The sequence below is a fragment of the Blastochloris sulfoviridis genome (assembly GCF_008630065.1).
Lineage (GTDB): Bacteria > Pseudomonadota > Alphaproteobacteria > Rhizobiales > Xanthobacteraceae > Blastochloris > Blastochloris sulfoviridis.
In genome coordinates this window covers 81,930-108,240 of the sequence record NZ_VWPL01000012.1, presented here as the reverse complement: position 1 = coordinate 108,240, position 26,311 = coordinate 81,930, and the positions used below count along the sequence as shown (strand labels likewise).

Annotated in this window: 24 protein-coding genes and 2 pseudogenes; 12 read left to right on the top strand and 14 right to left on the bottom strand. The window is 69.9% G+C overall.

Annotated features, from left to right (window positions below):
- Nucleotides 1-329: 329 nt before the first annotated feature.
- The 3 genes from F1193_RS08985 to F1193_RS08975 form a co-directional block, all read right to left on the bottom strand.
- On the bottom strand, nt 330-689 hold the full coding sequence (locus tag F1193_RS08985; RefSeq protein ID WP_150097348.1) for a carboxymuconolactone decarboxylase family protein: 360 nt from the start codon (nt 687-689) through the stop codon (nt 330-332).
- 215 nt (nt 690-904) lie between these two features.
- A complete protein-coding gene (locus tag F1193_RS08980; protein ID WP_150097334.1) occupies nt 905-1,096 on the bottom strand; it encodes a YgaP family membrane protein in 192 nt (63 codons plus the stop codon).
- 297 nt (nt 1,097-1,393) lie between these two features.
- Nucleotides 1,394-2,023: a Tll0287-like domain-containing protein gene (locus F1193_RS08975; protein ID WP_246164235.1), complete on the bottom strand. Its 630-nt coding sequence runs from the start codon at nt 2,021-2,023 to the stop codon at nt 1,394-1,396.
- A gap of 625 nt (nt 2,024-2,648) precedes the next feature.
- On the opposite strand from F1193_RS08975, the gene fldA reads away from it, so the two are divergent.
- The 3 genes from fldA to F1193_RS08960 all read left to right on the top strand — a co-directional run bounded on the left by fldA (nt 2,649) and on the right by F1193_RS08960 (nt 4,680).
- Nucleotides 2,649-3,131 (top strand): flavodoxin FldA, encoded by a 483-nt coding sequence (gene fldA / locus F1193_RS08970; protein WP_150097333.1) that lies wholly within the window; start codon nt 2,649-2,651, stop codon nt 3,129-3,131.
- Nucleotides 3,110-3,544 carry a DUF2023 family protein gene (locus tag F1193_RS08965; protein ID WP_150097332.1) on the top strand — a complete coding sequence of 145 codons (435 nt, stop codon included), beginning with the start codon at nt 3,110-3,112 and terminating at the stop codon, nt 3,542-3,544. Before fldA ends, F1193_RS08965 begins: the two co-directional genes overlap by 22 nt.
- 578 nt (nt 3,545-4,122) lie before the next feature.
- Complete coding sequence (locus tag F1193_RS08960) at nt 4,123-4,680, top strand: DUF2478 domain-containing protein (RefSeq protein WP_150097331.1); 558 nt, start codon at nt 4,123-4,125, stop codon at nt 4,678-4,680.
- 8 nt (nt 4,681-4,688) lie between these two features.
- Here the strand turns inward: F1193_RS08960 and F1193_RS08955 are convergent, their stop codons facing one another.
- From F1193_RS08955 to F1193_RS08935, 5 genes are all read right to left on the bottom strand, one after another.
- Nucleotides 4,689-5,729 carry a sulfate/molybdate ABC transporter ATP-binding protein gene (locus F1193_RS08955; RefSeq protein WP_150097330.1) on the bottom strand — a complete coding sequence of 347 codons (1,041 nt, stop codon included), beginning with the start codon at nt 5,727-5,729 and terminating at the stop codon, nt 4,689-4,691.
- 10 nt (nt 5,730-5,739) lie between these two features.
- Nucleotides 5,740-6,627 carry a sulfate ABC transporter permease subunit CysW gene (gene cysW / locus F1193_RS08950; protein ID WP_150097346.1) on the bottom strand — a complete coding sequence of 296 codons (888 nt, stop codon included), beginning with the start codon at nt 6,625-6,627 and terminating at the stop codon, nt 5,740-5,742.
- 7 nt (nt 6,628-6,634) lie between these two features.
- Complete coding sequence (gene cysT / locus F1193_RS08945; RefSeq protein WP_150097329.1) at nt 6,635-7,492, bottom strand: sulfate ABC transporter permease subunit CysT; 858 nt, start codon at nt 7,490-7,492, stop codon at nt 6,635-6,637.
- On the bottom strand, nt 7,489-8,559 hold the full coding sequence (locus tag F1193_RS08940) for a sulfate ABC transporter substrate-binding protein (RefSeq protein ID WP_150097345.1): 1,071 nt from the start codon (nt 8,557-8,559) through the stop codon (nt 7,489-7,491). The genes cysT and F1193_RS08940 overlap by 4 nt, the downstream gene beginning before the upstream one ends.
- Before the next feature lie 136 nt (nt 8,560-8,695).
- A complete protein-coding gene (locus F1193_RS08935; RefSeq protein WP_150097328.1) occupies nt 8,696-9,688 on the bottom strand; it encodes an AraC family transcriptional regulator in 993 nt (330 codons plus the stop codon).
- Nucleotides 9,689-9,852: 164 nt separating this feature from the next.
- Between F1193_RS08935 and F1193_RS08930 the strand changes: the two genes are divergently transcribed.
- The 4 genes from F1193_RS08930 (at nt 9,853) to F1193_RS08915 (ending at nt 15,273) form a co-directional block, all read left to right on the top strand.
- Nucleotides 9,853-11,532 (top strand): acyl-CoA synthetase, encoded by a 1,680-nt coding sequence (locus F1193_RS08930; RefSeq protein ID WP_150097327.1) that lies wholly within the window; start codon nt 9,853-9,855, stop codon nt 11,530-11,532.
- Nucleotides 11,533-11,603: 71 nt separating this feature from the next.
- Nucleotides 11,604-12,371 (top strand): SDR family NAD(P)-dependent oxidoreductase, encoded by a 768-nt coding sequence (locus F1193_RS08925; RefSeq protein ID WP_150097326.1) that lies wholly within the window; start codon nt 11,604-11,606, stop codon nt 12,369-12,371.
- Nucleotides 12,372-12,659: 288 nt separating this feature from the next.
- On the top strand, nt 12,660-13,859 hold the full coding sequence (locus F1193_RS08920) for an acetyl-CoA C-acyltransferase (protein WP_150097325.1): 1,200 nt from the start codon (nt 12,660-12,662) through the stop codon (nt 13,857-13,859).
- Between the two features lie 286 nt (nt 13,860-14,145).
- Nucleotides 14,146-15,273: an acyl-CoA dehydrogenase family protein gene (locus tag F1193_RS08915; RefSeq protein WP_150097324.1), complete on the top strand. Its 1,128-nt coding sequence runs from the start codon at nt 14,146-14,148 to the stop codon at nt 15,271-15,273.
- Nucleotides 15,274-15,315: 42 nt separating this feature from the next.
- Here F1193_RS08915 and nikR read toward each other — a convergent pair whose 3' ends face one another.
- Nucleotides 15,316-15,756 (bottom strand): nickel-responsive transcriptional regulator NikR, encoded by a 441-nt coding sequence (nikR, locus tag F1193_RS08910; protein WP_150097323.1) that lies wholly within the window; start codon nt 15,754-15,756, stop codon nt 15,316-15,318.
- A 395-nt stretch (nt 15,757-16,151) separates the two neighbouring features.
- Between nikR and F1193_RS08905 the strand changes: the two are divergent.
- The 5 genes and pseudogenes from F1193_RS08905 to F1193_RS08890 form a co-directional block, all read left to right on the top strand.
- Nucleotides 16,152-16,889: pseudogene (locus tag F1193_RS08905) on the top strand (DUF4198 domain-containing protein); the annotation flags it as partial.
- 105 nt (nt 16,890-16,994) lie between these two features.
- Nucleotides 16,995-17,621: a cobalt transporter CbiM gene (gene cbiM / locus F1193_RS08900; protein WP_150097321.1), complete on the top strand. Its 627-nt coding sequence runs from the start codon at nt 16,995-16,997 to the stop codon at nt 17,619-17,621.
- Nucleotides 17,618-18,274 (top strand): carboxypeptidase-like regulatory domain-containing protein, encoded by a 657-nt coding sequence (locus F1193_RS17060; RefSeq protein WP_170263475.1) that lies wholly within the window; start codon nt 17,618-17,620, stop codon nt 18,272-18,274. The genes cbiM and F1193_RS17060 overlap by 4 nt, the downstream gene beginning before the upstream one ends.
- Nucleotides 18,271-19,032: a cobalt ECF transporter T component CbiQ gene (cbiQ, locus tag F1193_RS08895; RefSeq protein ID WP_170263473.1), complete on the top strand. Its 762-nt coding sequence runs from the start codon at nt 18,271-18,273 to the stop codon at nt 19,030-19,032. Before F1193_RS17060 ends, cbiQ begins: the two co-directional genes overlap by 4 nt.
- Nucleotides 19,029-19,736 (top strand): energy-coupling factor ABC transporter ATP-binding protein, encoded by a 708-nt coding sequence (locus F1193_RS08890; protein ID WP_150097319.1) that lies wholly within the window; start codon nt 19,029-19,031, stop codon nt 19,734-19,736. Before cbiQ ends, F1193_RS08890 begins: the two co-directional genes overlap by 4 nt.
- Before the next feature lie 401 nt (nt 19,737-20,137).
- On the opposite strand, the pseudogene F1193_RS08885 reads toward F1193_RS08890, so the two are convergent.
- From F1193_RS08885 to hypF, 5 genes and pseudogenes are all read right to left on the bottom strand, one after another.
- Nucleotides 20,138-21,250: pseudogene (locus F1193_RS08885) on the bottom strand (sigma-54 interaction domain-containing protein); the annotation flags it as partial.
- A 278-nt stretch (nt 21,251-21,528) separates the two neighbouring features.
- Nucleotides 21,529-22,575 carry a hydrogenase expression/formation protein HypE gene (hypE, locus tag F1193_RS08880; protein WP_150097343.1) on the bottom strand — a complete coding sequence of 349 codons (1,047 nt, stop codon included), beginning with the start codon at nt 22,573-22,575 and terminating at the stop codon, nt 21,529-21,531.
- A 14-nt stretch (nt 22,576-22,589) separates the two neighbouring features.
- Complete coding sequence (gene hypD / locus F1193_RS08875) at nt 22,590-23,732, bottom strand: hydrogenase formation protein HypD (RefSeq protein ID WP_150097318.1); 1,143 nt, start codon at nt 23,730-23,732, stop codon at nt 22,590-22,592.
- On the bottom strand, nt 23,729-23,944 hold the full coding sequence (locus tag F1193_RS08870; RefSeq protein ID WP_150097317.1) for a HypC/HybG/HupF family hydrogenase formation chaperone: 216 nt from the start codon (nt 23,942-23,944) through the stop codon (nt 23,729-23,731). Before F1193_RS08870 ends, hypD begins: the two co-directional genes overlap by 4 nt.
- A gap of 113 nt (nt 23,945-24,057) precedes the next feature.
- Nucleotides 24,058-26,310, bottom strand: a complete 2,253-nt coding sequence (gene hypF / locus F1193_RS08865) for a carbamoyltransferase HypF (RefSeq protein ID WP_150097342.1) — start codon at nt 26,308-26,310, stop codon at nt 24,058-24,060.
- Between the last annotated feature and the right edge of the window lies 1 nt (nt 26,311).

Genomic DNA, 26,311 nt, shown 5'->3' with positions numbered 1-26,311 from the left:
CGGCCCACGCCCGCCGCCGCGCGCGCCACCAACCGAGGCCCGCCGCATAAGCACAATCCGTGCCGGACAGCCGTGGGGCTGCTCCGGCCATCGCGCCTGGTGCACGGGTTTGGGTCCACAGGTTCGGGTGCGGTTTCCGGTCGATCCCTTCAAAATTCAGGAAACCATAGGAAAAGGGCCGGATCCGCGGATCCGGCCCTTGAGGTTGAGGCTCAATCGAGCACGTTTCTGGTTGTTTTCGCTTCGGGTTCGTTCGATCCGCGCCCGCTCGTGCGGGTCGCGCGCGGTGCGGTGTGTGCGAGGCCGGACTTCGGCCGCGCCGAAAAGGCTCAGGGCGTGTCGGCGCTCTTCTTCGAGAACTGGTCGAAGGCTTCCACCGCCTGGGCCGCGTACATCACGCTGGGGCCTGCGCCCATATAGATGGCCATGCCCATGGTCTCCATCACCTCGTCGCGCGATGCGCCGAGCTTGACGGCGCTTTCGGCATGAAAGGCGATGCAGCCTTCGCAGCGGGTTGCCACGGCGATGGCGAGCGCGATGAGTTCCTTGGTCTTGGTGTCGAGGGCGTTCGCCTTGAGCGCGGCCTGCGCGATGGCCGAGAAGCCCTTCATCACATCCGGCGCGCCGCCCCGCACTTCCTTGAGTGCGACCGACAACTCGCCCGTCATCGCCGTCCAGTTCTTATGCATGATCACAGCCAATCAAAAGGTCTTCCATGGGCCGAGGAACCCTCGGCCCATGGAAGCTTGGATGGCCGGGGGGCGAGCGGGGAACGCCGCCCGGCCTGCGGAACGCGATAGACGCTATCGCCTCCGGCCGTGTGGCCGAAGTCCTGTCGCTGGTGAAGGACGTGCTGTCCGTGACGGGTCCGCGCACGCCATAGGATCGCGCGGGCCCCTCCCGATCAGGTCCGCGGCGTCGGGCAGGTCTTGATGCCGAGCATCGAATAGGCCGGGCAAATGCCGACGAGGGCGGTCAGGAGCGGCACCACGCCGATCCACGCCCAGATCGTGCCGGTGGTGACCGCAAAATAGATGAGGCCGATTCCGACCAGAGCCCGCAGCACGCGATCGATAGTTCCGACGTTCGCCGTCATTGGATCCTCGCTGACATCGTGGAAGATGTTGTGACCCTAACGCCGCACGGTACCGCGGTCTGTGATGAAGTCACACTGCCGAGGCGGCCGCACGGCGGCTCTGCGTCAACGCAACACGAAACTCCAACGCAACACGCAGCGTCAACGCAACACGACGCCCGGCCGCGGCGGCCGGGCGTCGCATCATACGATTTCCAGGCGATCCTGTCGTGATTTTCGCATCGTCCGGACGCCGAATGGAAAGGGCGGCTCGGCGCGCCGGCGGCCAGGCGCCGGCCCGCAGCGCCGGTTGGCGGATCAGAGCGTCTTGCTGAGCGTGAAGACGCCGCGCATGTCGCCGGCCTTGAAGCCGGTCGCCTGATCGGCGGGGTAGAGGTCCTTGATCTTGGCTGCGACCTCGGGCTTGAGCTCGCTGCCGTGGCAGGCGAGGCAGAGCTCGGCGGTGGGGATCGCCTGGATGAATCGGAACACGCGCTTGCCGTCCTGCTCGACGATCTCGGCCTGCTTGAGCGAAGCCGCTTTCGCGCCAGCCGCGATCTTGGCGTTGAACGCCTCCATCACCTTGCGCTCATAGTCGTCGGGCGCGGCCGCCGGGTTGCGCGGCTTGAGGCTGGTGCGCCGGACCGTCCAGCCGCTCCGCTGCGACAGGTCGGTGGCGATCCCCGGCGCCTCGTCGTGGCAGAACCCCACGGCGCCGACCGGCCCGATTCCCTCCATCGCGCCCTTCAGCGCGCCGAGCAGCCCTGCGCCATAGGCCTTGGTCAGCCCGGCCGCCTCGCGCGCCAGGTCGGGCCGCGCAAGGTCGGGCCGCGCAAGGTCGGGCCGCGCAAGGTCGGGCCGCGGCTGGTCCGGCTGGCGGTTGGACGACAGAACAAGCACGCCGGCGGCAACTGCCGCCATGAACACGAATGCAGCCTTCTGCGACATGTGGAGTCCCGTGACTTGTGTTGACGAGGCTGGGGCCAGCTTGAGATGCCGGCTCCCGCGCAACCCCCGGATCTCTGAAACCGCGCCCCTCCTACCAGATCTCGGCCACCGGTGGTAGCGCCGCGCCGAAGCGCGCGAGGGGTCCGCCGATCTGATCGAACCAAGCGGTCTCTAGGTTCTTGAGGTGCCGCAGTCTTCTTCGCAAAGCCGGCATCCATTTTTGCGCAGAATGCTCGCGCGATGTGCGCACGATGTCGAGCGCGCGCCCGCGTCCAGCAAAGCCAAGTGCTGGCGCGGTGCGGCCGGGGGTCGGCTTGCATCCGGCGCCCGCCGATCGCCCGGGCAGAAAAGAGAGCGGAGGCAACTGGCGTGTTCAGGAGCCCGGCGGCCCTGGAAAACCAGTCCAGGCGGCGGCCGGGGTCGGCAGGGGCGCGTGCGGTACTTTAGAATTATTATCTTGAAAGATAGAAGTGCCGAAAAATTTTGCGGATCGCCGCGTTTTTGAAATTGCCACTCAATCGCAGCAACGCTACCGTCGCACCTGCCTGCGACTGCTCCCGGGCGCGGCGGCACGCGCGTCGCCCGCCCGCCCTTTGGTCCCGAAATCCGGTTGAAGACATCCGACATGAGCGTGAACGTCATTTTCGGCTCCGACGGCGGAGCCACCAAGGCCGTCGCCGCCCGCATCGCCAAGCACACCCAGGGGCGGGCGATCGACATCAAGGCGGCGAGCGTCGCCGATTTCGAGAACTGCAGCCTGCTCATTCTCGGCGCGCCGACCTATGGCGCCGGCGACCTGCAGGCCGACTGGGAGGCCAATTTCGACAAGCTCACCAATGCCAAGCTCGCCGGCAAGAAGGTGGCGCTGTTCGGCACCGGCGATCAGGCCGGCTATCCCGACAGCTTCGTCGATGCCATGGGCATTCTCTACGATCAGGTGGTCGAGCAGGGCGCGACCGTGGTCGGCTTCACCGACACCACGGGCTACGACTACACTGCGTCCAAGGCCGAGCGCGACGGCAGGTTCGTCGGCCTCGCGCTCGACCAGGATGGCCAGTCTTCCAAGACCGAAAAGAGGATCACCGAATGGATCAGCCGGCTGGCCTGACCTGCGCCACCTTGCAGGTCTTCCAACATCACCTCTATGAGCTGTCGAAGGGCCTGCGGCCGCTGGCGATGATGTCGCTGACCGCGGACGCCGCGGCGACGATCATCGCGCGGCTCACCGCCTCGGGCGTCGCCCATCACGTCCACGAGGCCTGCCACGAGCGGATCAATGTGGTGTTCGGCCGGCCGGCGGCGGTGAATGCGGTGCAGCGCTTCATGGTGGGGCCGCTGTGCCACCTGTCGGCGGAGCATGATTTCATGCTCGGCATCCTGCTGGGCTATGACCGCGAGCAGCAGTGCGAGCGCTATCTGACGCGGGCTGTCGCCACCGCAGGCGCATGCTCCTCCAAGCCCGCCAAGGCGGCAAAGCCGGCCGATCCCGCGGCCCAGCCCGAGCCCGTGCTGATGCACTAAAGCATTTTCCGCACAAGTGGATACCGGTTGTGCGAAAGAAAATGCGACAAACCAGAAACTTAGAGCGTCCGATCTGATGCAGTCAGATCGGATCACGCTCTGAACGGAAGGGTCCGGGCCAACCCCGCCCCAACCGCTCCCGGCGGCGAGGCGCTTTCATTGCCGGCATGCTGGGTTTCCGGCGGAAAACCGAGATCGCTTCCGGCCAATTTCCTGTTTCCAGCCTCGCTGCCCCCCACCCCCGACCCCTCCCCGCCATTCACTGCGTTCATGGGGGGAGGGGAGAAAACGGCGCCTCTTCTCCCCTCCCCCCGCGAGCTCCGCGAGCGGTGGGGAGGGGTCGGGGGTGGGGGGCTTCAACGCCCGGCGCCGAAAAATCCTCATCGGGTCAAGATTTTTCGGCGAGACCGTTTTCGGTATCCTGAAGGGATCAACCGAAAACGGAATGACGCGGCTTCCGGCCTGGAAGGCTGGAAATTCGCTTGGCAATTTGCGTTCCCTCTTCCCGAGCGGAGAATTCTGACGACACTGTTTCCGGCGGAAAAAATCATCCGGGAGCAGAACGGAAGATGCGCGACATGCCCAGCGACAGGTCGCTCCCTGCCCCCATCGCCGCGGTGCGCGGCGAGGATCGTATGGCGGCGGACGCGCTCCGCGCCTTCGCGCTCGCCCGCAAGGCGGACGGCGTGCGGGTTGGCGGCATCGTGGTCGCTGCGGCTGGCGATCTGCCGCCGGCATCGCGTGCGGGCAGCACCAGCAAGGGCATCCTGCTCGACGTTTCAACCGGCGAGGTGATCTCCATTCGCCAGGAGCTCGGTCCGGGCTCGCAAGCGTGCAACCTCGACACCGCCGCCCTGGCGCGCGCCTGCGCGGCGGTGGAACGGGCGATCGCCGGCGGTGTCGATCTCGTGGTGCTGAACAAGTTCGGCGGCCAGGAGGTGGCGCGGCGCGGCATGATGTCGGCCTTCCACGCCGCGGCGGCGGCGGGCCTGCCGATCGCCTGCGTGGTGTCGCCGAAGGCCGCCGACGTCTGGCAGGCATTCGCGGCCGAGCTTGCGGTGTGGGTGCCGCCGGATCTCGCGGCACTCGAAGCGTGGTGGGACGGCGTCGCGGCCTCTAGGCGCACCGCGGCCTGAGCGCGGGTTCAACCGCCGAACACCCTGAGCCGGGTGAGCGCGACCTGGACGACGTCGCCCTTGCCGATCACGGCATCGGCTGGCAGTTCCATCTCCACGGTCGGCAGGCCCTCGCCGAGGTGCAGCTCCGCCCGCCGCGCCGGGCCGGCCCGCCGCACCGCCACGACGTTTGCCGGCAAAGCGTTCGCTTTGCCATCGTCGGCCAGCACCAAGTCGCGCGGCCGCACGAACAGCGATGCCGGCCCGTCCGCCAGCCGCGTGCCGTTCAGCGCCAGCGCGTGCGGGCCGAGCCGCACCACGCCGCCCCGCGCCTCCACCGGCAGCCGCGTCGCCTCGCCGATGAAGCCGGCGACGAAGGCCGTGGCCGGATGCTCGTAGATCTCGTCCGGCGTGCCGATCTGCTCCAGCCGGCCCTGGTCGAGGATGGCGACGCGGTCGGCGATCTCCAGCGCCTCGTCCTGGTCGTGGGTGACGAACAGCGTGGTGTGGCCGGTCCGCTCGTGGATGTCGCGCAGCCAGCGCCGCAGGTCGCGCCGCACCTGGGCGTCGAGCGCGCCGAACGGCTCATCCAGCAGCAGCACCTTGGGGTCGACCGCGAGCGCGCGGGCCAGCGCCACGCGCTGGCGCTGGCCGCCCGAGAGCTGGGCGGGATAGCGCCGCTCCAGGCCGGGAAGCTGCACGAGGTCGAGAAGCTCCGTCACCCGCGCCCGGATCGCCGCGTTCGACGGGCGCGATGCGCGCGGGCGCACCTTGAGGCCATAGGCGATGTTCTCGGCCACGGTGAGATGGCGGAACAGCGCGTAATGCTGGAACATGAAGCCGACGCCGCGCGCCTGCACCGGCACCTGCGTCGCGTCCTCGCCGCCGAGCAGGATGCGCCCGGCGCTGGGCTGCTCCAGCCCGGCGAAGATGCGCAACAGCGTCGTCTTGCCGGAGCCGGACGGGCCGAGCAGCGCCACCAGCTCGCCGGCGTGCACGTGCACGTCGACGTCCGCCAGCACGGTCGCCTCGCCGAACCGCTTGGTGATTGCCTCGGCCCTGATCTCCACGGTGGCGAGTCTACCCGTGCCGGTGCGTTCGTGCGAGAGCGTCGCCGTAACGCCATTCGAGCAGGGCCTTGGCGACGAGGGTGACGAGGGCGAGCCCGGCCAGAAGCGAGGCGACGGCAAAGGCGCCGACGAAAGCATACTCATTGTAGAGGATCTCCACCTGCAGCGGCATGGTGTTGGTGAGGCCGCGGATGTGGCCCGACACCACCGACACCGCGCCGAACTCGCCCATGGCGCGCGCATTGGCGAGCAGCACGCCATAGAGCAGCGCCCATTTCACGTTCGGCAGCGTGACGGTGAGAAACATGCGAAAGCCCGAGGCGCCGAGCGTCAGCGCCGCCTCCTCCTCGGCCGTGCCCTGCTCCTGCATCAGCGGGATCAGCTCGCGCGCCACGAACGGGAAGGTCACGAAGATCGTCGCCAGCACGATGCCGGGCACGGCGAAGATGATGCGGATGTCGTGCGCCTGGAGGAAGCCGCCGAACACCCCGTGCGCGCCGAACAGCAGCACGAAGACGAGGCCCGAGACCACCGGCGACACCGAGAACGGCAGGTCGATGAAGGTGACGAAGAGGCTCTTGCCGGCGAAGTCGAACTTGGCCACCGCCCAGGCGGCGGCGATGCCGAACACCACGTTCAGCGGCACGGCGATCGCAGCCACCAGCAGCGTCAGGCGGATCGCGTCCTGGGTGTCGGGATCGGCGAAGCTGGCGAAATAGGCCGCGATGCCGCGGCGCAGCGCCTCGGCGAAGATGGCGATCAGCGGCAGCACCAGGAACAGCAGCAGGAACGCCACCGCCGCGCCGATCAGCACCCAGCGGGTGAGGGGCGCCTCGTCGGTCACCGCGGCTGACGGCGCCGGGGGCGCCGGAACGCCGCGCGTCGAGGTCTCAGGCATCATGGTCCTAGACATGACCGAACCTCCGCCGGCTCCACGCCTGGATCAGGTTGATCGCCAGGAGCGAGACGAAGGCGATCGCCAGCATGATGGTGGCGATCGCCGTCGCCCCGGCATAATTGAACTCCTCAAGCTGGATGACGATGAGGAGCGGCGCGATCTCCGATACGAACGGCATGTTGCCGGCGATGAAGATCACCGAGCCGTATTCGCCGACCGCACGGCCGAAGGCCAGGGCGAAGCCGGTCAGCACCGCCGGCAACAGGCTGGGCAGGATCACCCGCAGCACGGTCTGCGCCCGCGAGGCGCCGAGCGTGGCGGAGGCTTCCTCGATCTCGCGGTCGAGATCGGCCAGCACCGGCTGCACCGTGCGCACCACGAACGGCAGGCTGATGAACACCAGCGCCACGAAGATGCCGAGCGGCGTGTAGGCCACCTTGACGCCGAGCGGAGCGAGCAGGCCGCCGATCCAGCCATTGGGGGCATAGATCGCCGTCAGCGCGATGCCGGCGACCGCGGTCGGCAGCGCGAACGGCAGGTCGACGATGGCGTCGAGCAGCCGCCGGCCGGGAAACGCATAGCGCGTCAGCACCCAGGCGACGACGAGGCCCGCCACCGCATTGACCGCGGCGGCCGCGAACGACACGCCGAACGACAGCTTGAGCGCCGCCAGCACGCGCGGCGAGGTCGCGGTCTGCCACAGGCCCTCGAGGCCGAGCCCGCTTGCGCGCGCCACGAGAACGCCGAGCGGGATCAGCACGATCAGCGACAGGTAGGTGACGGCGAAGCCGAAGGTCAGGCCGAATCCCGGCAACGCGCTGGGCTGGCGGAAGCGGAACGTCGTGGCGTGGGTGGCAAGGCTCATCGCGCGAACGAGCCTCCGGGCCGGTAGATCCGGTCGAACACGCCGCCCTCGGCGAAATGCTCTCCTTGCGCCTTGGCCCAGCCGCCGAACACCGCGTCGATCGTCACCAGCTTGAGGCGCGGGAAGCGGGCGAGGTCGGCGGGGTCGGCCGCCTCCGGCCTGAAGGGCCGGTAGAAATTGGCGGCGACGATGCGCTGGGCTGTGGGCGCGTAGAGGAAGTCGAGATAGGCCTCGGCCAGCTTGCGGGTGCCGCGCCGGTCGACCACCGCGTCGACCAGCGCCACCGGCGGCTCGGCCAGGATCGACAGCGACGGATAGACGATGTCGATCCTGTCGGCGCCGAATTCGGCGAGCGCGAGATGGGCTTCGTTCTCCCAGGAGATGAACACGTCGCCGATCCCGCGCTGCACAAACGTGGTGGTCGAGCCGCGCGCGCCGGTGTCGAGCACCGGGACGTTGCGATAGATCGCCTCGACGAACGCCTTCGCCTTGGCGGGATCCTTGGTGCGGTCGAGTTCGAACGCCCAGGCGGCGAGGTAGTTCCAGCGCGCCCCGCCCGAGGTCTTGGGGTTGGGGGTGATCACCGCGACGCCGGGCCGCGCAAGGTCGTCCCAGTCCCGGATGCCCTTGGGGTTGCCCTTGCGCACCAGGAACACGATGGTCGAGGTGTAGGGCGAGGAATTGTTGGGCAGCCGCGCCTGCCAGTCGGCCGGCAGCAGTTTCGCCCGCTGCGCGATCGCGTCGATGTCGGCGGCCAGCGCCAGCGTCACCACGTCCGCCTGCAGCCCGTCGATCACCGTGCGCGCCTGCCGCCCCGAGCCGCCGTGCGAGGTGCGGATGGTCACCGTCTGGCCGGTCCGCGCCAGCCACTCCTTGGCAAACGCCTCGTTGATCGCCTTGTAGAGCTCGCGCGTCGGATCGTACGACACATTGGTGATCGCAACCGCCGGCGCGCGCTGGGCATGGCCGAATGGGATCGCCGCCAGCAGGGTGGCGGCCAGCACGAGGCTATATGCCAGCACGCCGCGCACCGGGCCTGGCCAGCGGGTCGATCGGCGCAGATGCATCATGACGGTCTCCGAGTTCGGGCATGAGCCGGCCGGATGGACGCGGATCGGACGACGGACGATTCGCCCTCACACCAGAGTCTAGGGCACGACAGCGGCATTCGCAGACGCGGCCTCCACGCTTTCGGAGAGGACTTCAGATTTCCAGCGCTTCGCGGCGGAAGGCGCCGGGACTCTTGGCCATCCATTTGCGGAAGGCGCGGTGAAAGGCGCTGGGTTCGGTGAAGCCCAGTTCGGCGGCGATGTCGCCCACCGGCTTGTCGTTGGCCGCCAGCCAGCGGATGGCGAGCGCCCGGCGGATCTCGTCCTTGATGGTGCGGTAGGTCTGACCCTCGGCGCGCAACTGCCGGCGCAGCGTCGAGGCCGGCATCTTCATCTCTCTCGCCAGCGTCTCGAAGTCCGGCCACGCGGTCGGCGGCAGCGCGCGCAGCCGGGCGCGGATGGTGGCGACCAGGCCGGCATCGTGGCGGTAGCGCACCAGGATGTTGGCCGGCGCCCGGCGCAGGAACTCCTTGAGCGACCGCTCGGTGCGCATGGTGGGCAGCTTCAGGTAGGCGGCATCGAACGTCAGCGCGCTTTGCGGCTGGCCGAAGCGCACCGGCGCGCCGAAGAACAGCCGGTAGTCGGCGGCATAGAGCGGCGGGCCGCAGACGAAATCGACGCTGCGCAGCGGGATGCGCCGGCCCACCAGCCAGCAGGCGACGCCGTGCAGGACGATCCAGAAGGTGCGGTAGGCGAAGGCCGAGCGCGGCGCCCCCCTGTCGGTCAGCACGATCCGGGCGAGGCTGCCGTCGACCGTCAGCGCCCCGCACGGATCCTCCAGCGTCACCCGGAGGAAGCGCAACGCACGGTTCAGCGCCTGCTCCAGCGTGCCGGCGTGCAGCACCGCGTGGCAGAGCAGGGTGAACGAGCCCGGCCGCATCGGCCGCCCGCCGAGGCCGAAGAACTCGTCGTCCATCGCCGCCGACACCGCCAGCCACAGCGCGCCGTACCGCTCGGCCGACAGCGGCTCGCGCACCGCCTCGGGCAGGCCGGCCGCGGCCAGCACCGGCCCCGGCGCGATGCCCGCCCGGCGCAGGCAGTCCACCGCCTCGTCCACGAACAGAGGTGAGATCGTCCGCGGCTCCACGGTTCGGCCCCTCCCGGCGACATGGCAAAACCGATCACGAACTTAAGACGATTTGGTCCTGGTTTGCCACACGGCTTTGCGGCCTAATCGGGCCAGACGAAACCGTCGAACCGAGATCCGACGCCCGCCGAACACCAACCAAGAAGGGCGAGGAGGGAAGCACCATGAGCAACGCCACTGATCGTGCGGCCACCGGGGTGGCCGACTATGCCGATGCCGTCGCCCGGTTCCGGCTGGCGGATTTCGACCGCCTGTTCGCGGGCAGCCTCGAGACCGGCCTCAATGTCTGCGTCGCGTGCTGCGACCGCCACGTCGCGGGTGGCGGCATCGCGCTGGAATGGGAAGGCCAGGACGGCCGCAGAGCCACCTTCACCTTCGCCGAGATGAAGGACCAGTCGGCGCGCGTCGCCAACCTGCTCGCGGCCCAGGGCGTCAGGCCCGGCGACGTGGTGGCCGGCATGCTGCCACGGACGCCCGAGCTGCTCGCCACCATCCTCGGCACCTGGCGGGCCGGCGCCGTCTACCAGCCGCTGTTCACCGCCTTCGGCCCCAAGGCGATCGAGCACCGGCTGAAGATGAGCGCGGCGAAGCTCGTCGTCACCGACAACGCCAACCGCGCCAAGCTCGACGATGTCGCCGGCTGCCCGGCGGTGGCGGTGGTCACCCGCCCCGGCGAGAGCGTGCGCCCCGGCGACCTCGACGTCCGCGCCGAGACCGCGGCGGCGTCCGCGACCTTCGCGCCGGTGCTGCGCAAGGCCGACGACCTCTTCCTGATGATGTCGACCTCGGGCACCACCGGCCTGCCCAAGGGCGTGCCGGTGCCGCTGAAGGCCCTGCCGGCGTTCTATTCCTACCTGCGCGACGCGGTGGGCCTGCGGCCCGAGGACAAGTTCTGGAACATCGCCGATCCCGGCTGGGCCTATGGCCTCTATTACGCCGTCACCGGCCCGCTGCTGCTCGGCCACGCCACCACCTTCTATGAGGGGCCGTTCACGGCGGAGAGCACCTATTCGATCATCAAGCGCCACGGCATCACCAACCTCGCCGGCGCGCCGACCGCCTACCGGCTGCTGATCGCCGCGGGGCCGGAGGCCGCCGCCGGCGTCAAGGGCCAGCTTCGCGCCGTCTCCAGCGCCGGCGAGCCGCTGAACCCCGAGGTGATCCGCTGGTTCGCCGAGCATCTGGCGGCGCCGATCTTTGATCATTACGGCCAGACCGAGCTTGGCATGGTGGTCAACAACCACCACCGCCTGCGCCACGTGGTCCATCCCGGCTCGGCCGGCATGCCGATGCCCGGCTTCCGCGTCGCGGTGCTGGACGACGAAAGCCGCGAGCTTGGGCCGAACGTGCCGGGCGTCCTCGCGGTCGATCTGAACAACTCGCCCCTGATGTGGTTCTCCGGCTACTGGCAGCAGGAGACCCCGGCGATCGCCGGCGGCTACTATCGCACCGGCGACACGGTGGAGCTGGAGCCCGACGGCTCGATCAGCTTCGTCGGCCGCGCCGACGACGTCATCACCTCGTCGGGCTACCGCATCGGTCCGTTCGACGTCGAGAGCGCGCTGATCGAGCATCCGGCGGTGATCGAGGCGGCGGTGATCGGCAAGCCCGATCCCGAGCGCACCGAGATCGTCAAGGCCTATGTGGTGCTGGCCAAGGACGTCCAGGGCAACGAGCAGCTTGCCGAGGACCTGCGCCAGTACGTCAAGAAGCGCCTCTCGGCCCACGCCTATCCGCGCGAGATCGAGTTCCTGGAGCAGTTGCCCAAGACGCCGAGCGGCAAGCTGCAGCGCTTCGTGCTGCGCAAGCGCGAAACCTCGCCCGACAAGGACGCGGCCGCCTGACCGGGCGTCAGCGGACCCATCGGACCCGGACGAAGCAACGTCAAACCGAAATCGGAATCGAACTCGGAATCATGGATATCAGGGATCGCGTCTTTCTCGTCACCGGCGCCGGCTCCGGGCTCGGTGCGGCCACCGCCCGCGCGCTGGTTGCCGCAGGCGCCAAGGTGGTGGGGCTCGACCTCAATCAGGCGGCCGGCGCGGCGCTGGCCGCCGAGCTGGGGGCGCCCTTCCGCTTTCTCGTCGCCGACGTGACCAAGCCTGAGGACGGCGAGGCGGCGGTGAAGCTGGCACAGGACGCCTTCGGGCACCTCCACGGCCTCGTGAGCTGCGCCGGCGTGGCCCCCAGCGAGAAGGTGGTGGGCCGCGAGGGACCCCACAAGCTGGAGAGCTTCGCCCGCACCATCGCCATCAATCTGATCGGCACCTTCAACATGATCCGGCTTGCCGCCGAGGCGATCATCAAGGAGGCGCCCGACGCCGAGGGCGAGCGCGGCATCATCATCAGCACCGCGTCGATCGCGGCCTATGAGGGCCAGATCGGCCAGGCCGCCTACGCCGCCTCCAAGGCCGGCGTCGCCGGCCTCACGCTGCCGGTGGCGCGCGAGCTTGCCCGCCATGGCATCCGCGTGGTGACGATCGCGCCGGGCATCTTCGAGACCCCGATGATCGCCGGCATGCCGCAGGAGGTGCAGGATGCGCTGGGGAAAAGCGTACCGTTCCCGCCGCGCATGGGCCGCCCGGCCGAGTTCGCCGCTTTGGTGTGCCACATCTGTGAGAACACCATGCTGAACGGCGAGGTGATCCGCATCGACGGCGCGCTGCGCATGGCCGCGCGCTGACATTTTGAATGACACGGTTTCCGGATGATCGGCTTGGAACGGACGTTGATCGCGAGACGCGCCTTTTTCCCTCTCCCCTTGTGGGAGAGGGTGCCGAGCGATCGATAAGATCGCGAGGCGGGTGAGGGGTGACGTCTCGGCGCAGGGTGAATCACCCCTCACCCGGCTCGGAATTCGCTTCGCTCATCCTCGCCACCCTCTCCCACAAGGGGAGAGGGAAGAAGAAGGCCGAGCGGATCATCCGAAACTGTGTGAATCGATAATAAGCCAAGTCTCGGGAGGACTGCCATGAGCCACACCCCCGTTGTCGACCCCGTCGTCATCGTCGGTTCCGCGCGCACGCCGATGGGCGGCTTCCAGGGCGAGCTGAAGGACGCCTCCGCGTCCCAGCTCGGCGCCGCCGCCATCAAGGCGGCGGTGGCGCGCGCGGGGCTCACGCCCGACGCCATCGAGGAGGTGCTGTTCGGCTGCGTGCTGCCGGCCGGCCAGGGTCAGGCACCGGCGCGGCAGGCGGCGCTCGGCGCCGGCCTGCCGCTCGCAACCGGCTGCACCACCCTCAACAAGATGTGCGGCTCGGGCATGAAGGCGGCCATGCTCGCCAACGATCTTCTCCTCGCCGGCAACGCGTCGGTGGCGGTGGCCGGCGGCATGGAGAGCATGACGAATGCGCCCTACCTGCTCGACCGCGCCCGCTCAGGCTATCGCATGGGCCACGGCCGGGTGCTCGACCACATGTTCCTCGACGGCCTGGAGGACGCCTACGACAAGGGCCGGCTGATGGGCACGTTCGCCGAGGACTGCGCCCAGACCTACCAGTTCACCCGCGCGGTGCAGGACAACTTCGCCATCGCCTCGCTCACCCGCGCCCAGACCGCGATCACCGACGGCACCTTCGCCCGCGAGGTGGTGCCGGTGACGGTGAAGGCCGGCAAGGCGGAAGCCACCATCGCCACCGACGAGCAGCCGCTGAAGGCGAGGCTCGACAAGATTCCGACGCTGAAGCCCGCCTTCCGCGACGGCGGCACGGTGACGGCGGCGAACTCCTCCTCGATCTCGGACGGCGCCGCCGCGCTGGTGCTGATGCGCCGCTCGGAAGCCGAGAAGCGCGGCCTGACGCCACGCGCCATCATTGTCGGCCACGCCACCTTTGCCCACGCGCCGAACCTGTTTCCGACCGCGCCAGTCGGCGCCATGCGGAGGCTCAGTGAACGCACCGGCTGGGACCTCAATGAGGTCGATCTGTTCGAAATCAACGAGGCGTTCGCGGTGGTGGTGCTGGCCGCGATGCACGATCTCGGCCTGCCGCACGACAAGGTCAATGTCCATGGCGGCGCCTGCGCGCTCGGCCACCCCATCGGCGCGTCGGGCGCGCGCATCCTGGTCACGCTGCTCGCGGCGCTCGAGAAATACGATGCCAAGCGCGGCGTCGCCGCGATCTGCATCGGCGGCGGCGAGGCCACCGCGGTCGCCATCGAGCGGCTGAATTGAACCTGCAACCTTGTTGGGCCGTTTGATCGGCTCGAAACACGGCCGATCGGGAGCAGCGTTCTTCCCCTCTCCCCTTGCGGGAGAGGGTGGCGAGACCGAGCTGATAGCGAGGTCGAGCCGGGTGAGGGGTAACTTCAAGCCGGCTCGATTTCACCCCTCACCCGCCTCGTGATCTTCGATCACTCGGCACCCTCTCCCGCAAGAGCCTGCGCCCGGGCGCGCGCAAGCGCGGCCCGGGTGGGAGAGGGAAAACGGGAGCCGCGCCGTTGGGCCGGAATCGATTACGATGATCCTCACCGACATCCAGACCCAGATCCGCGACACCGCCCGCGATTTCGCCCGCGAGCGGCTGGCTCCCACCGCCGCGGCGCGCGACGCCGCGCACGCCTTCCCCAGGGCGGAACTCAAGGAGATGGGCGAGCTCGGCTTTCTCGGCATGCTGGTGCCGGAAGCCTATGGCGGGTCCGACACCGGCATGGTGGCCTATACGCTGGCGCTGGAGGAGATCGCCGCCGGCGACGGCGCCTGCTCGACCATTGTCAGCGTGCATTCGTCGGTCGCCTGCATGCCGATCCTCAAGTTCGGCACCGAGGCGCAGAAAGAGCGCTTCCTGCCCAGGCTCGCCAGCGGCGAATGGATCGGCGGCTTCGCGCTGACCGAGCCGCAGGCCGGCTCCGACGCCTCGGCGCTGCGCTGCAAGGCGCGGCGCGACGGCGACCACTATGTGCTGTCGGGCTCCAAGCAGTTCATCACGTCGGGCAAGAACGGCCAGCTCATCATCGCCTTCGCCGTCACCGATCCCACGGCCGGCAAGAAGGGCATCACCGCCTTCATCGTGCCGACCGACACGCCGGGCTACGAGGTGGTGCGGGTGGAGGAAAAGCTCGGCCAGCACGCGTCGGACACCTGCCAGCTCGCCTTCAACGACATGCGGATCCCAGCCGATCTGCGGCTCGGCGCCGAGGGCGAGGGGCTGAAGATCGCGCTGGCCAATTTGGAGGGCGGGCGCATCGGCATCGCGTCGCAGGCGGTGGGCATGGCGCGCGCCGCGTTCGAGGCCGCGCGCGACTATGCGAAGGAGCGCGTCACCTTCGGCAAGCCGATCATCGAGCACCAGGCGGTGGCCTTCCGCCTCGCCGACATGGCGACCCGCATCGCCGCCGCCCGCGAGATGGTGCTGCATGCCGCATCCTTGCGCGAGGCCGGCCTGCCCTGCCTCACCGAGGCGTCGATGGCGAAACTGTTCGCATCGGAAACGGCGGAAGCGGTGTGCTCGGCGGCGATCCAGACGCTCGGCGGCTACGGCTATCTCAAGGACTTCCCGGTCGAGCGCATCTATCGCGACGTGCGGGTGTGCCAGATCTATGAGGGCACATCCGATGTGCAGCGCATCGTCATCGCTCGCGGGCTGTGACGGTCGTTTCCGCGAGCCCGCAGGGCTCTTCCGGAAACGGCGTCAATCGTGCTCGTGCGGCTTGTGATGGTGGTGGCGCGAGATCGTTGCCTCCGGAACCACATGCAGATGGCCGTGGCGCACCCCGCGCTGCGCGGTGACGGCATCGGCCAGCGCCCGGATCTCCGAGACCGGCCCGGCCAGCACGGCGATCTCCAGGCAGCGGCCGCGATCGAGATGCAGGTGCATGCTGGAGACCGACAAATCGTGATGGGCGTGGAACGTCTCGGCCAGGCGCTGGGCCAGCGTGCGCGTCTCGTGATCGTAGACATAGTCGAGCACGCCGATGCACGGCGCATCGCCCTGCGCCGCGGTCTCGGTGGCGGCGGCACTGCGGATCAGGTCGCGCATGGCTTCCGACCGCGTCGCATAGCCCTTGCGGGCGGCGAGCGCGTCGATGGTCTCCAGCAGATCGTCGTCGATGGTGATGGTGATGCGCTGCATGATGTGATCTGTCGCCGCCGGCCCTGGCCCGTTCGCATATAAGCCGGTTTGCGCAGCAGGGGGAGCCGGTTTTGCGATGTCAAGCGCGCCATGCCGGGCGCTCGGATCATGCGCCGTTGCGTCATGTCGCAGAGTCATACGGTTTCCGGTTGATCCCTTCGGGATACCGGAAACGGGCTCGCCGAAAGCCCTTTTGTTCAGGAATGGGGCTTTCGGCGATCGGAATACGATTGCCGGCTTGAGTAGCCGGCAATCGTATCACCAATCCCCCCTGTCGACTCGATGTCGAATTTGGGTAAGATGAGTTTGTGATTTGATCATACCGGCTGCGGGACGGATTTCGCGATGTCCGCGGTCGGGCGGGGGGATATGTCATGCTGTTTCGTGCGGGCGCGATGTGCGCCGCCCTTCTTGCTGCCGGCGCCGCGGCGCCGGCGTTCGCCCACTTCCAGGAAATCCTGCCGTCCGCCGACGTGCTGCCCGATGGCGGCAAGGTGACGGTCGATCTCGTCTTCACCCATCCGATGGAGCGCGGCCCGGTCATGGAGATGGCCAAGCCGAAGCGCGTCGGCGTGGCGGCGGAGGGCAAGACGGTCGATCTGCTGGCGGCGCTGCGTGCGACCAAGATCGACGGCAAGACCGCCTGGACGCTCGACCACGACCTGAAGGCGCCGGGCGCCGTGACCTTCTTCGTCGAGCCGCAGCCCTATTGGGAGCCGGCCGAGAAGAAGTGGATCACCCACTACGCCAAGGTGATCGTCGACGGCTTCGCCTCGGGCGAGGGCTGGACGGCGCAGGTCGGCCTGCCGGTGGAGATCGAGGCCCTGTCGCGGCCGACCGGGCTGTGGACCGGCAATCTGTTCCGCGGCCTCGTCCGCGCCAAGGGCAAGCCGGTGCCGTTCGCCGAGATCGAGGTCGAGTGGGTCAATGACGGCTCGGTCACAGCGCCCAACGACGCCTTCGTCACCCAGGTGATCCGCGCCGATCAGAACGGCGTGTTCGCCTATGCCATGCCGCGCGCCGGCTGGTGGGGCTTTGCCGCGCTGGTCGACGGCCCCGCCGCCAAGGCGCCGGACGGCAAGCCGGCCAAGACCGAGCTGGGCGGGCTGATCTGGGTCAAGGCCACCGACATGGGCGGCGCGCCGGCCACGGCACCCGCTGCCGCAGCACCCGCGCCCGCCGCTTCGGCGCCGGCCAAGCCGGCCGAGTGACCGCAAGCCCCCTGAGCGAGACCCGGCATGGCCCACATACCTGACGGCGTGCTCTCGCTGCCGGTGATCGCAGCCGGCGGCGCGGGTGCCGCCATCGGCCTCGCGCTCGGCCTGCGCGCGCTCGACGAGCGCGAGATCCCCAAGACGGCGATCCTGGCGGCGGTGTTCTTCGTCGCCTCGCTGGTTGCCGTGCCGGTGGGCCCCTCCAGCGTGCACGTCCTGCTCGGCGGGCTGATGGGGCTGGTGCTGGGCGTGCGCGCCTTTGCCGCCGTCTTCATCGGGCTCGTGCTGCAGGCGGTGCTGTTCGGCTTCGGCGGCCTGTCGACGCTCGGCGTCGACACGCTGAACATGGCGCTGCCCGGCGTGGTGCTGGCCTCTCTGGCGCGCCCGCTGCTTCTCGGTGCCTCGCCGGCGCGGGCCGGCGTGGTGGCGGCCGTTGTCGCCGCGCTGGCGGTGTTCGGCACCGCCGCCGGCGTGTCGGCGGCGCTGGCGCTGTCGTCGTCGGACTATGTGCCGGCGCTGAAGATCATCCTGCTCACCTATCTGCCGCTGGCGGCGGTGGAGGCCGTCATCACCGGCTTCGTTGTCAGCTTCCTCGCCCGCGTGAAGCCCGAAATCCTGCCGGTTCTGCAGCCGCCCGAGATCCGCCCATGACCGCGCGTTCCATTGTGCTCCTCGCCATGCTTTTGAACCTCGCAATGACCGGTCCGGCCGCGGCGCACCGGCTGAAGCTGTTCGTCACGGTCGAAGGTAATACGGTCTCGGGCTATGCGTTCTTCATCGGCGGCGGCCGTCCGCAGGGCGTTGCCGTCACCATCCGCGACGCCGCGAACGCCGTCGTCCATCGCGGCACGACCGACGATGCCGGCGGCTTCGCCTGGAGCGCGGCCCCGCCCGGCGCCTACACGGTGAGCGTCGATACCGGCGACGGCCATGCGGTGAGCGAGAAGATCTCCGCCGATCGGTTCGCGGGGCCCGCCGCCCCGTCGCCCGCGGCAGCGCCCGCCGAGGCCGCTCCGGAACAGCCGCTGCCGCAAAAGGCGGCTGCGGAAAAGGCGGCTGACCCCGCGCCGGCCGTGGTCTGCGCACCGCCCGATCCGGCCGCGCTCCACCGCGAGGTCGAGACCGCGGTCGATCGCGCGCTCGCCCGCCAGCTGCGGCCGCTGATCGAGGCCCAGGCCCAGGCCGAGGGGCGCCTGCGCTTCAACGACATCATGGGCGGCATCGGCATGATCGTCGGCCTTGCCGGCGCCGGCATGTGGGCGGCCGCGCGCCGCCGCAGGACCGACACCGGGACGCCGCCGTGAGCGAGGGGCTCGCCTGCAGCCTCGCGCCGCCGTCGCGCGCCGGGCTCGACCGGCTGGACGGCCGCGTGCGCGTGCTGGCGGCGGCTGCCGCCGTGGCCACGATCCTGGCGCTCGGCTCGCCGGTGGTGCTGACGCTGGCGCTGGTTTTGGGTCTCGGTCTCGCGCTGCTGTCCGGCCTGTCGGGGCGCGATGTCGCGGCCCGGCTCGTCCACATGGAGGGCTTCCTTCTCGTCCTGCTGGTCGTGCTGCCGCTGACCGCGCCGGGGCCGACGATCGCGCTCGGCCCGGTGGCGCTGTCGCAGCCGGGCCTGGATCATGCGATCCTCGTGCTGTTGCGTGTGAATCTGTGCGCGCTGGCGATCCTCACGCTGCTCGCCGGGCTTGAGCCGGTGCATCTCGGCCACGCGCTGGCGCGTCTCAAGGTACCCGCCAAGCTCGTGCACCTCTTCCTGTTCTCCGCCCGCTACGTCGCCGTCATCGGCGAGGAGGCCGGCCGGCTCCACGAGGCGCTGCGGGTTCGCGCCTTCCGGCCGCGCACCTCCCTGCACACGCTGCGCACGCTGGCCTATTTCGTCGGCCAGCTTCTGGTGCGGGCGTTCGAGCGCGCCGAGCGCGTCGACGAGGCGATGCGCTGCCGCGCCTTCGCCGGCCGCTTCGCGCTGATCGCCGATGCGCGCCTGACGCGGCTCGATGCGCTGTTTGCCGGCGGGCTGGCGATCGGCCTCGCTGGTCTTCTGCTGCTGGACCGCCTGGCATGACGCCGCTGTTCGAGCTCGATGCCGTCACCGTGGAGCGCGCCGGCCGCGTCGTGCTCGACCGCGTGTCGCTGACGCTTCAGCCCGGCGAGCGCGTGGCGCTGGCTGGCGCCAACGGCGCCGGCAAGACCACCTTGCTGCGCACCCTGGTCGGGCTTGAGCGGCCGAAGTCCGGCCGGCTCGTCGCCTTCGGCGCCGAGCGCCGCGCCGAGCGGGACTTTCGCGAGGTGCGCGCCCGCGCCGGCCTGCTGTTCCAGGATCCGGACGACCAGCTGTTCGCGCCAACGGTGATCGAGGACGTGGCGTTCGGCCCGCTCAATCTCGGCCTGCCGCCGGCCGCGGCGGTCGCCCGCGCCGAGGCGACGCTGGACCGCCTCGGGCTCATCCATCTCGCCCACCGCATCACCCATCATCTGTCGGGCGGCGAGAAGCGGCTCGCGAGCCTCGCCGCGGTGCTGGCGATGGAGCCCGAGGCGCTGCTGCTCGACGAGCCGACCAATGCGCTCGACGGTGCACACCTTGCGCGGCTGACCGACATCCTCTGCACGCTCGACGTGGCGATGGTGGTGGTCTCGCACGATTATGCGCTGCTGGAACGGCTGGCCGACCGCGCCGTGCTGATGAAGAACGGCCGGCTGGTGCCGGCGAGCCTCCACCGCCACGTGCACGCCCACGACCATGTCCACATCCACGAGATCGGCGAGTAGGCGTGGAATGACTGGCGCTCGGAAATCCGGCGTCTCGCAGGCGGCTTCCGAATGTTTGGCGCGGCCTCTTCTTCCCTCTCCCCTTGCGGGAGAGGGTGGCGAGACCGAGCGAAGCGAGGTCGCGCCGGGTGAGGGGTAATACCAACGGCCGCGAACGCGGGCCGTTGGTTCCGGTCGCGGATTTTCGTGAAATCTTTGATTTCCGAAAAGAAAATCCGCGAGAGTCGACGGCCCCACGCGTCAGCGTTTGGGGCCGTTGGTATAAGTGCGGACGCGCGCTTGAAGATTCACCCCTCACCCGCCTCGCGATCTTCGATCGCTCGGCACCCTCTCCCGCAAGGGGAGAGGGAAGAAGGAGGCCCGGCCAGCGGCTGTTCCGACTTGATCAGCCGGAAGCCGTTTCAATCCTCGTCGTCGCCCTCGCCGCGGCGGAGCTGGTAGCGCTGCATCTTGGCGCGCAGGCCGACCCGCGACAGGCCGAGCAGGTCGGCGGCATGGCTGATGTTGAAGCTGCAGCGCGCCAGCGCCTGGGCGATCTCCGCCTTCTCCAGCGCCTCGACGCGGTCCTTCAGCATCGCGCCGGGCGCGGCCGGCTGCTGGACGCGGGGAGAGGCGATGCGCGCCGACAGCAGGGTCGGTCCCAGCGGCTGGTCGGAGTCCGAGAGCGCCACCATGCGCTGGATCTCGTTGTGCAGTTCGCGCACATTGCCCGGCCAGTCATAGGCCATCATCAGATCCAGCGTCTGCGGCAGGAACCCCGGCACCGCGCGGCGGAACGCCTGATTGACGTCCTTCAGGATCCGCTCGGCGATCGGCGGGATGTCCATGGCGCGGTCGGCCAGCGGCGGGATGTGGATCGGGAACGCCGCCAGCCGGTAATAGAGGTCGCGGCGGAACCGCCCGGCGGCGACCTCGGTCTCCAGGTCGCGATTGGTCGCCGACACCACCCGCACATTCACCTTGCGGGTGCGCTGGGCGCCGAGCGGCCGGATCTCGCCCTCCTGCAGCACGCGCAGCAGCTTCACCTGGAACGACGGCGACGTCTCGCCGATCTCGTCGAGGAAGATGGTGCCGCCGTCGGCCACCTCGAACAGCCCGATGCGGTCCTGGTAGGCGCCGGTGAAGGCGCCCTTCTTGCAGCCGAACAGCTCGCTTTCCAGAAGCTGGTCGGGCAGCGCGCCGCAATTCTCGACCACGAACGGCCGGTCGGCCCGGCTGGAGCCGTGGTGGATCGCCCGCGCCAGCAGCTCCTTGCCGGTGCCCGAGGCACCGGTGATCAGCACCGAGATGTCGTATTCGGTGGCGCGGCGGGCGAGGCCGATGGCGCCGGTGATCGGGCTCGTCGGCGCGTGCACGATGGCCTCGAAGCCGAGGCGGGGCGGCGTGCTGCTGCGCTTCGCCTCCGCCACGCTGCGCCCGCGCCCGCCCGCCGTCCTGGCTTCGGGGGCGGCATCGGCGGATTTGTTCTGGCGGAACATCCGGGCGGTCTCGGGCACGCTGTCACTCAGCCTGTCATACGGGTTTTGGCTTGAGCGGCTGGGAACGTTTGCCGGTCGAGAGCCGCTTCCTTCCCCTCTCCCCTTGCGGGAGAGGGTGCCGAGCGATCTCTAGATCGCGAGGCGGGTGAGGGGTGAATTTTCCAGCATGCCCTGTACATACCCCTCACCCGGCTCGGCCTCGCGGTGCTCGCCCTCGCCACCCTCTCCCGCAAGGGGAGAGGGAAGAAGAGAGACGCGCGGATCATCCGGAAACCCTCCCATACCGATTTTGGCCGATCAAGCCGGCGCCTCGCTCAGCAGATCCGCGGAAGCTGCTCGCCGGCCAGCCAGTCGACGATGCGCTTGCCGCCGAAGGCGGTGGTCATCTGCACGAAGTGCTGGTCGTCCCGCGTCACCGTGCCGATCCGCACCGCGTCGCGGCCGAGCTGATGGGCGCGCATGACCTCGATCAGCGCGTCGGCCATGCGCGCCTCGACCACGGCGACGAGCTTGCCCTCATTGGCGACATTGAGCGGATCGAGCCCCAGGAGCTCGCAGGCCGCCGCCACCTGCGGCCGGACCGGGATCGCCGCCTCCTCGATCAGCACGCCGACGCTGGATTGCCGGGCGACCTCGTTCAGCGTCGCCGCAAGGCCGCCGCGGGTGGGGTCGCGCATCAGCTTGAGGGCGGGGCCGGCCGCCGCCACCATGCCGGCGACGAGGCCATGGAGTGCGGCGGAATCCGACAGCACCGCGGTCTCGAACGTCAGGTTCTCGCGGCTCGACATGATGGCGACGCCATGGTCGCCGATCGTGCCGGACAGGATCACCGCGTCGCCCGGCCGGGCGCGGTCGCCGGAGAGATCGAGGCCCGCCGGCACCACGCCGACGCCGGCGGTCGAGATGTAGAGCCCGTCGGCCTTGCCGCGCTCGACCACCTTGGTGTCGCCGGCCACCACCGGCACGCCGGCATCGCGGGCGGCAGCCCCCATGCTGGTGGCGATGCGGTTGAGGTCGGCCAGCGCAAAGCCCTCCTCGATCACGAAATTGGCCGTGAGATAGAGCGGCACCGCGCCGGCCATGGCGAGGTCGTTGACGGTGCCGTGGATGGCGAGCGAGCCGATGTCGCCACCGGGAAAGAACAGCGGCGAGACGACGTAGCCGTCCGTGGTCATCGCCAGCCGCCCGCCGGCCGGCAGCGGCACGATCGCCTGGTCGTTGCCCTGGGACAGGAACTCGTTGGCCAGCGCCGGCCGGAAGATCTCGCCGATGAGCTGGGCCATCGCCCGCCCGCCGGCACCATGGGTCATCTCGACGCGGCCGGCCTTGAGGTCGAGCCGGCCGTAGCGCGGGGTCAGCATGCGTGCGGCGAAGGTCATGGCAGCACTCTCTCGATTGGCACCGCGCGCACCGGCTCGCGGAAGCGGCCATAGGTCCAGTGCGCGGCGCAGGCGCCCTCCGACGACACCATGCAGGCACCGATCGGATTCTCCGGCGTGCAGGCGCGTCCGAACAGGCGGCAGTCGGGCGGCCGCTTCATGCCGCGCAGGATGGCGCCGCAGTCGCAGGCTGGGTTGTCGGCGGCGGCAACGGTCTCGACCGCGAAGCGCGCCTCGGCATCGAAGCGCGCAAAGGCCGGGCGCAGCTTCAGCGCGCTATTGGGCAGCAGGCCGAGCCCGCGCCACTCGAACGCCTCGCGCAATTCGAACAGCTCGGCGACCAGGTCCTGGGCCTTGCGGTTGCCCGCGGGCGTGACGGCGCGGACGTACTGGTTCTCGACCGCGCAGCGGCCCGCATTCACCTGCCGCACCAGCATCAGCACCGACTGCATCACGTCGAGCGGCTCGAAGCCGGCGATCACCACCGGCTTGGCGAACTCGGTTGCGCAGAAGGCATAGGGTGCGGTGCCGATGACGGTGGAGACGTGCGCCGGCCCGACGAAGCCGTCGAGCGGCACGCCGCCGCTGGCGGTCAGGATCGCCCGCATCGCCGCCGGCGTCACCACGTGGTTGCAGAAGACAGAGAAGTTGGCGAGCCCTCGCGCCTCGGCCATCCGCAGCGCCACCGCGGTCGGCGGCGTGGTGGTCTCGAAGCCGATGGCGAAGAACACCACCTCGCGGCCGGGCTCCGCCTCGGCGATCCGCAGCGCGTCGAGCGTCGAATAGACCATGCGGATGTCGGCGCCCGCCGCCTTGGCCTTCTGCAGGCTCACGCCCTTCGAGCCCGGCACCCGCATCAGGTCGCCATAGGTGGCGAGCGTGACGCCCGGCTGCGACGCGAGACGGACGGCGGCATCGACGCGGCCGATGGGCAGCACGCACACCGGGCAGCCGGGGCCGTGGATCATCCGCACATTCGCCGGCAGCAGGTCCTCCAGCCCGTAGCGGGCAATGGCGTGGGTGTGGCCGCCGCAGAACTCCATGAAGCGATAGCTCCGCGCCCCATCGGCCTCGGCGCGGATGGCCGCGGCGACCGTCCGGGCCAGCGCGCCGTCGCGGTACTCGTCGACATATTTCATGGGCCGATCTCCGCGAGCAGCGCCAGCGTGCGGCGAGCCTCGGCCGCATCGATCCGCGCCAGCGCGTGGCCGACATGCAGGATGACGAAGTCGCCGACCGCGACCTCGTCGAGCAGCGCCACCGAGATCGTCTTGGTCACGCCGTCGAGGCTCACCTTGGCCATGCCGTCGGCCAAGAGCTCGGTCACCTCGGCGGGAACGGCAAGGCACATGGCTGATCTCCTAGAGCATTTTCCGCACAAGTGGATACCGGTTGTGCGAAAGAAAATGCGACAAACCAGAAACTTAGAGCGTCCGATCTGATGCAGTCAGATCGGATCACGCTCTAAACCGGCGCCACGACCGCGCGCGCCACCGCCGCCTGGCCGAGCGACAGGCCGCCGTCATTGCAGGGCACCGTGCGCGCCAGCAGCGGCTTGAGCCCGCGCGCGCGCAGCGCGCCGGCCAGCCCGTCCGCCAGCACGCGGTTGACGAGGCAGCCGCCGCCGAGCGCAATCTCGGTGTGGCCGTGGCGCGCCGCCGCAGCAGCGATCCAGGCCGCGAGCCCGGCGACCAGCGTGCCGTGGAACAGCTCGGCGCCGGTGCGGGAATCGTCGCTGTTCGCGGCCAGCACGGCGAGCAGCGGCCGGAAACCCACGATGCCGTCCGCGAGCGTGAATCCGCCGTCGAGGGCGTGGGGTGTTTGGACCAGCGCCTCCAGCTCCATCGCCGCCTGTCCCTCGTGCTCCTGGTGGGTGCGCAGGCCGAGCAGGCCGGCGGCCGCATCGAACAGCCGCCCCAGGCTGGTGGTGGTCGGTGCCTCCGCGACGCGGGTGGCGAGCGCCGCCGCCAGCGGAATATGCGAAAACCGCGACACCGCCTCGTCGAGCCGGCCGGTGGCGTGGAGGGCCGCCACCGCCATGCGCCAGGGCTCGCGCGCGGCGCGGTCGCCGCCGGGCAGCGCCAGCGGTGCCAGATGGCCGAGGCGCCGCCACGACGGGCCTTCGACCACCATCAGCTCGCCGCCCCAATTGCCGCCGTCGTCGCCGAAGCCGTAGCCGTCGAGCGCCGCCCCGAGCAGCGGCCCGCGCCGGCCGTGCTCGGCGCCGATCGCCGCGATATGGGCGGCGTGGTGCTGCACCCGCGCCAAGGGCCGCCCCAGCGTCTCGGCAAAGCGCGTCGAGGCGCAGTCGGGGTGAAGATCGCAGCCGACGAGGTCCGGCCGGACGTCGAGCACCGCCATGAGATGGGCGATGGTCTCGCGGTGGAAGCGCAGCGTCTCGGCGGTGTCGAGGTCGCCGACATGCTGGGAGACGAATGCCTCGCGCCCGCGCGTCAGCGTCACCGTCGCCTTGAGGTGACAGCCGACGCCGAGCACGCAGGGCCCGTCCGTCCCGAGATCGATCGGCTCGGGCACGAAGCCGCGCGCCCGGCGCAGAAAGGCCGGGGCGCCGTCGATGATCGACATCACCGAATCGTCGGCGCGCACCAGGATCGGCCGGTCGTGGGTGACGATCAGGTCGGCGATGGCGGCAAGCCGCCGCTGCGCGTCCTCGTCATCGACCACCAGCGGCTCGTCGCCGGGATTGGCGCTGGTGGCGACCAGCGCGAAGGGCTGCGGCGCCTCGCGCCACGCGCTGTCCGCCGGCAGGCCGGCCAGCGCATGGAACAGCAGGTGATGCACCGGCGCATAGGGCAAAACGAGGCCGACCTGCGACAGGCGCGGCGCCACCGAGGGCGCGAGCGTGCCCGGGCGACTGGCCATCAGCACGATCGGTCGCGCCGGCGTGGCGATGAGGGCGCGGTGGGGTGCATCGACCTGCGCGAACAGATCGAGCGAGGGCACGTTCGCCACCATCACCGCGAACGGCTTGGCGTCGCGCGCCTTGCGGCGGCGAAGCTCGGAGACCGCTCCTTCGTTCGTCGCGTCGCACATCAGGTGAAAGCCGCCGATGCCCTTCAGCGCGACGATGCGCCCGGCCCTGAGCGCCGCGGCGATGTCGGGGATGGCGTGGCTGAGGCTGGGGCCGCAATCCGGGCAGGCGATGGTCTCGGCGTGGAAGCGCCGGTCGCGCGGATCGCGATAGGCGTGCGCGCACGCCGGGCACATCGCGAAGCCGGCCATCGAGGTGTTGGCGCGGTCATACGGCACGTGGCGGGTGATGGTGTAGCGCGGACCGCACTGGGTGCAGGTCACGAACGGGTGGAGATGGAAGCGGCTGTTCGGATCGAACAGCTCGTCGAGGCAGGCGTCGCAGACGGCCGCATCCGCCGGAATGCCGGTGGCGGCCAGGCCCTCGCCGCTGCGGGCGATGCCGAAGCCCTGCGCGCCGCGCGGCGGGATGGGCGTGCGCTCCAGCGCGTCGATGCGCGCAAGCGGCGGCGCCTCCGCCCGGAGCGCCGCGGCGAAGGCGTCGAGCGCATTGCCCTCGACCTCGATCGACACGCCGCTCGCGTCGTTGCGCACGAAGCCGGCGAGCTTGAAGCGCTCGGCCAGTGCGAACACGAACGGCCGCATGCCGACGCCCTGCACGATGCCGCGCAGGCGGATCGCCTCACGCGACACCGGCTCCCTGGGAGTGTGCGGCGAGCTCAGCATG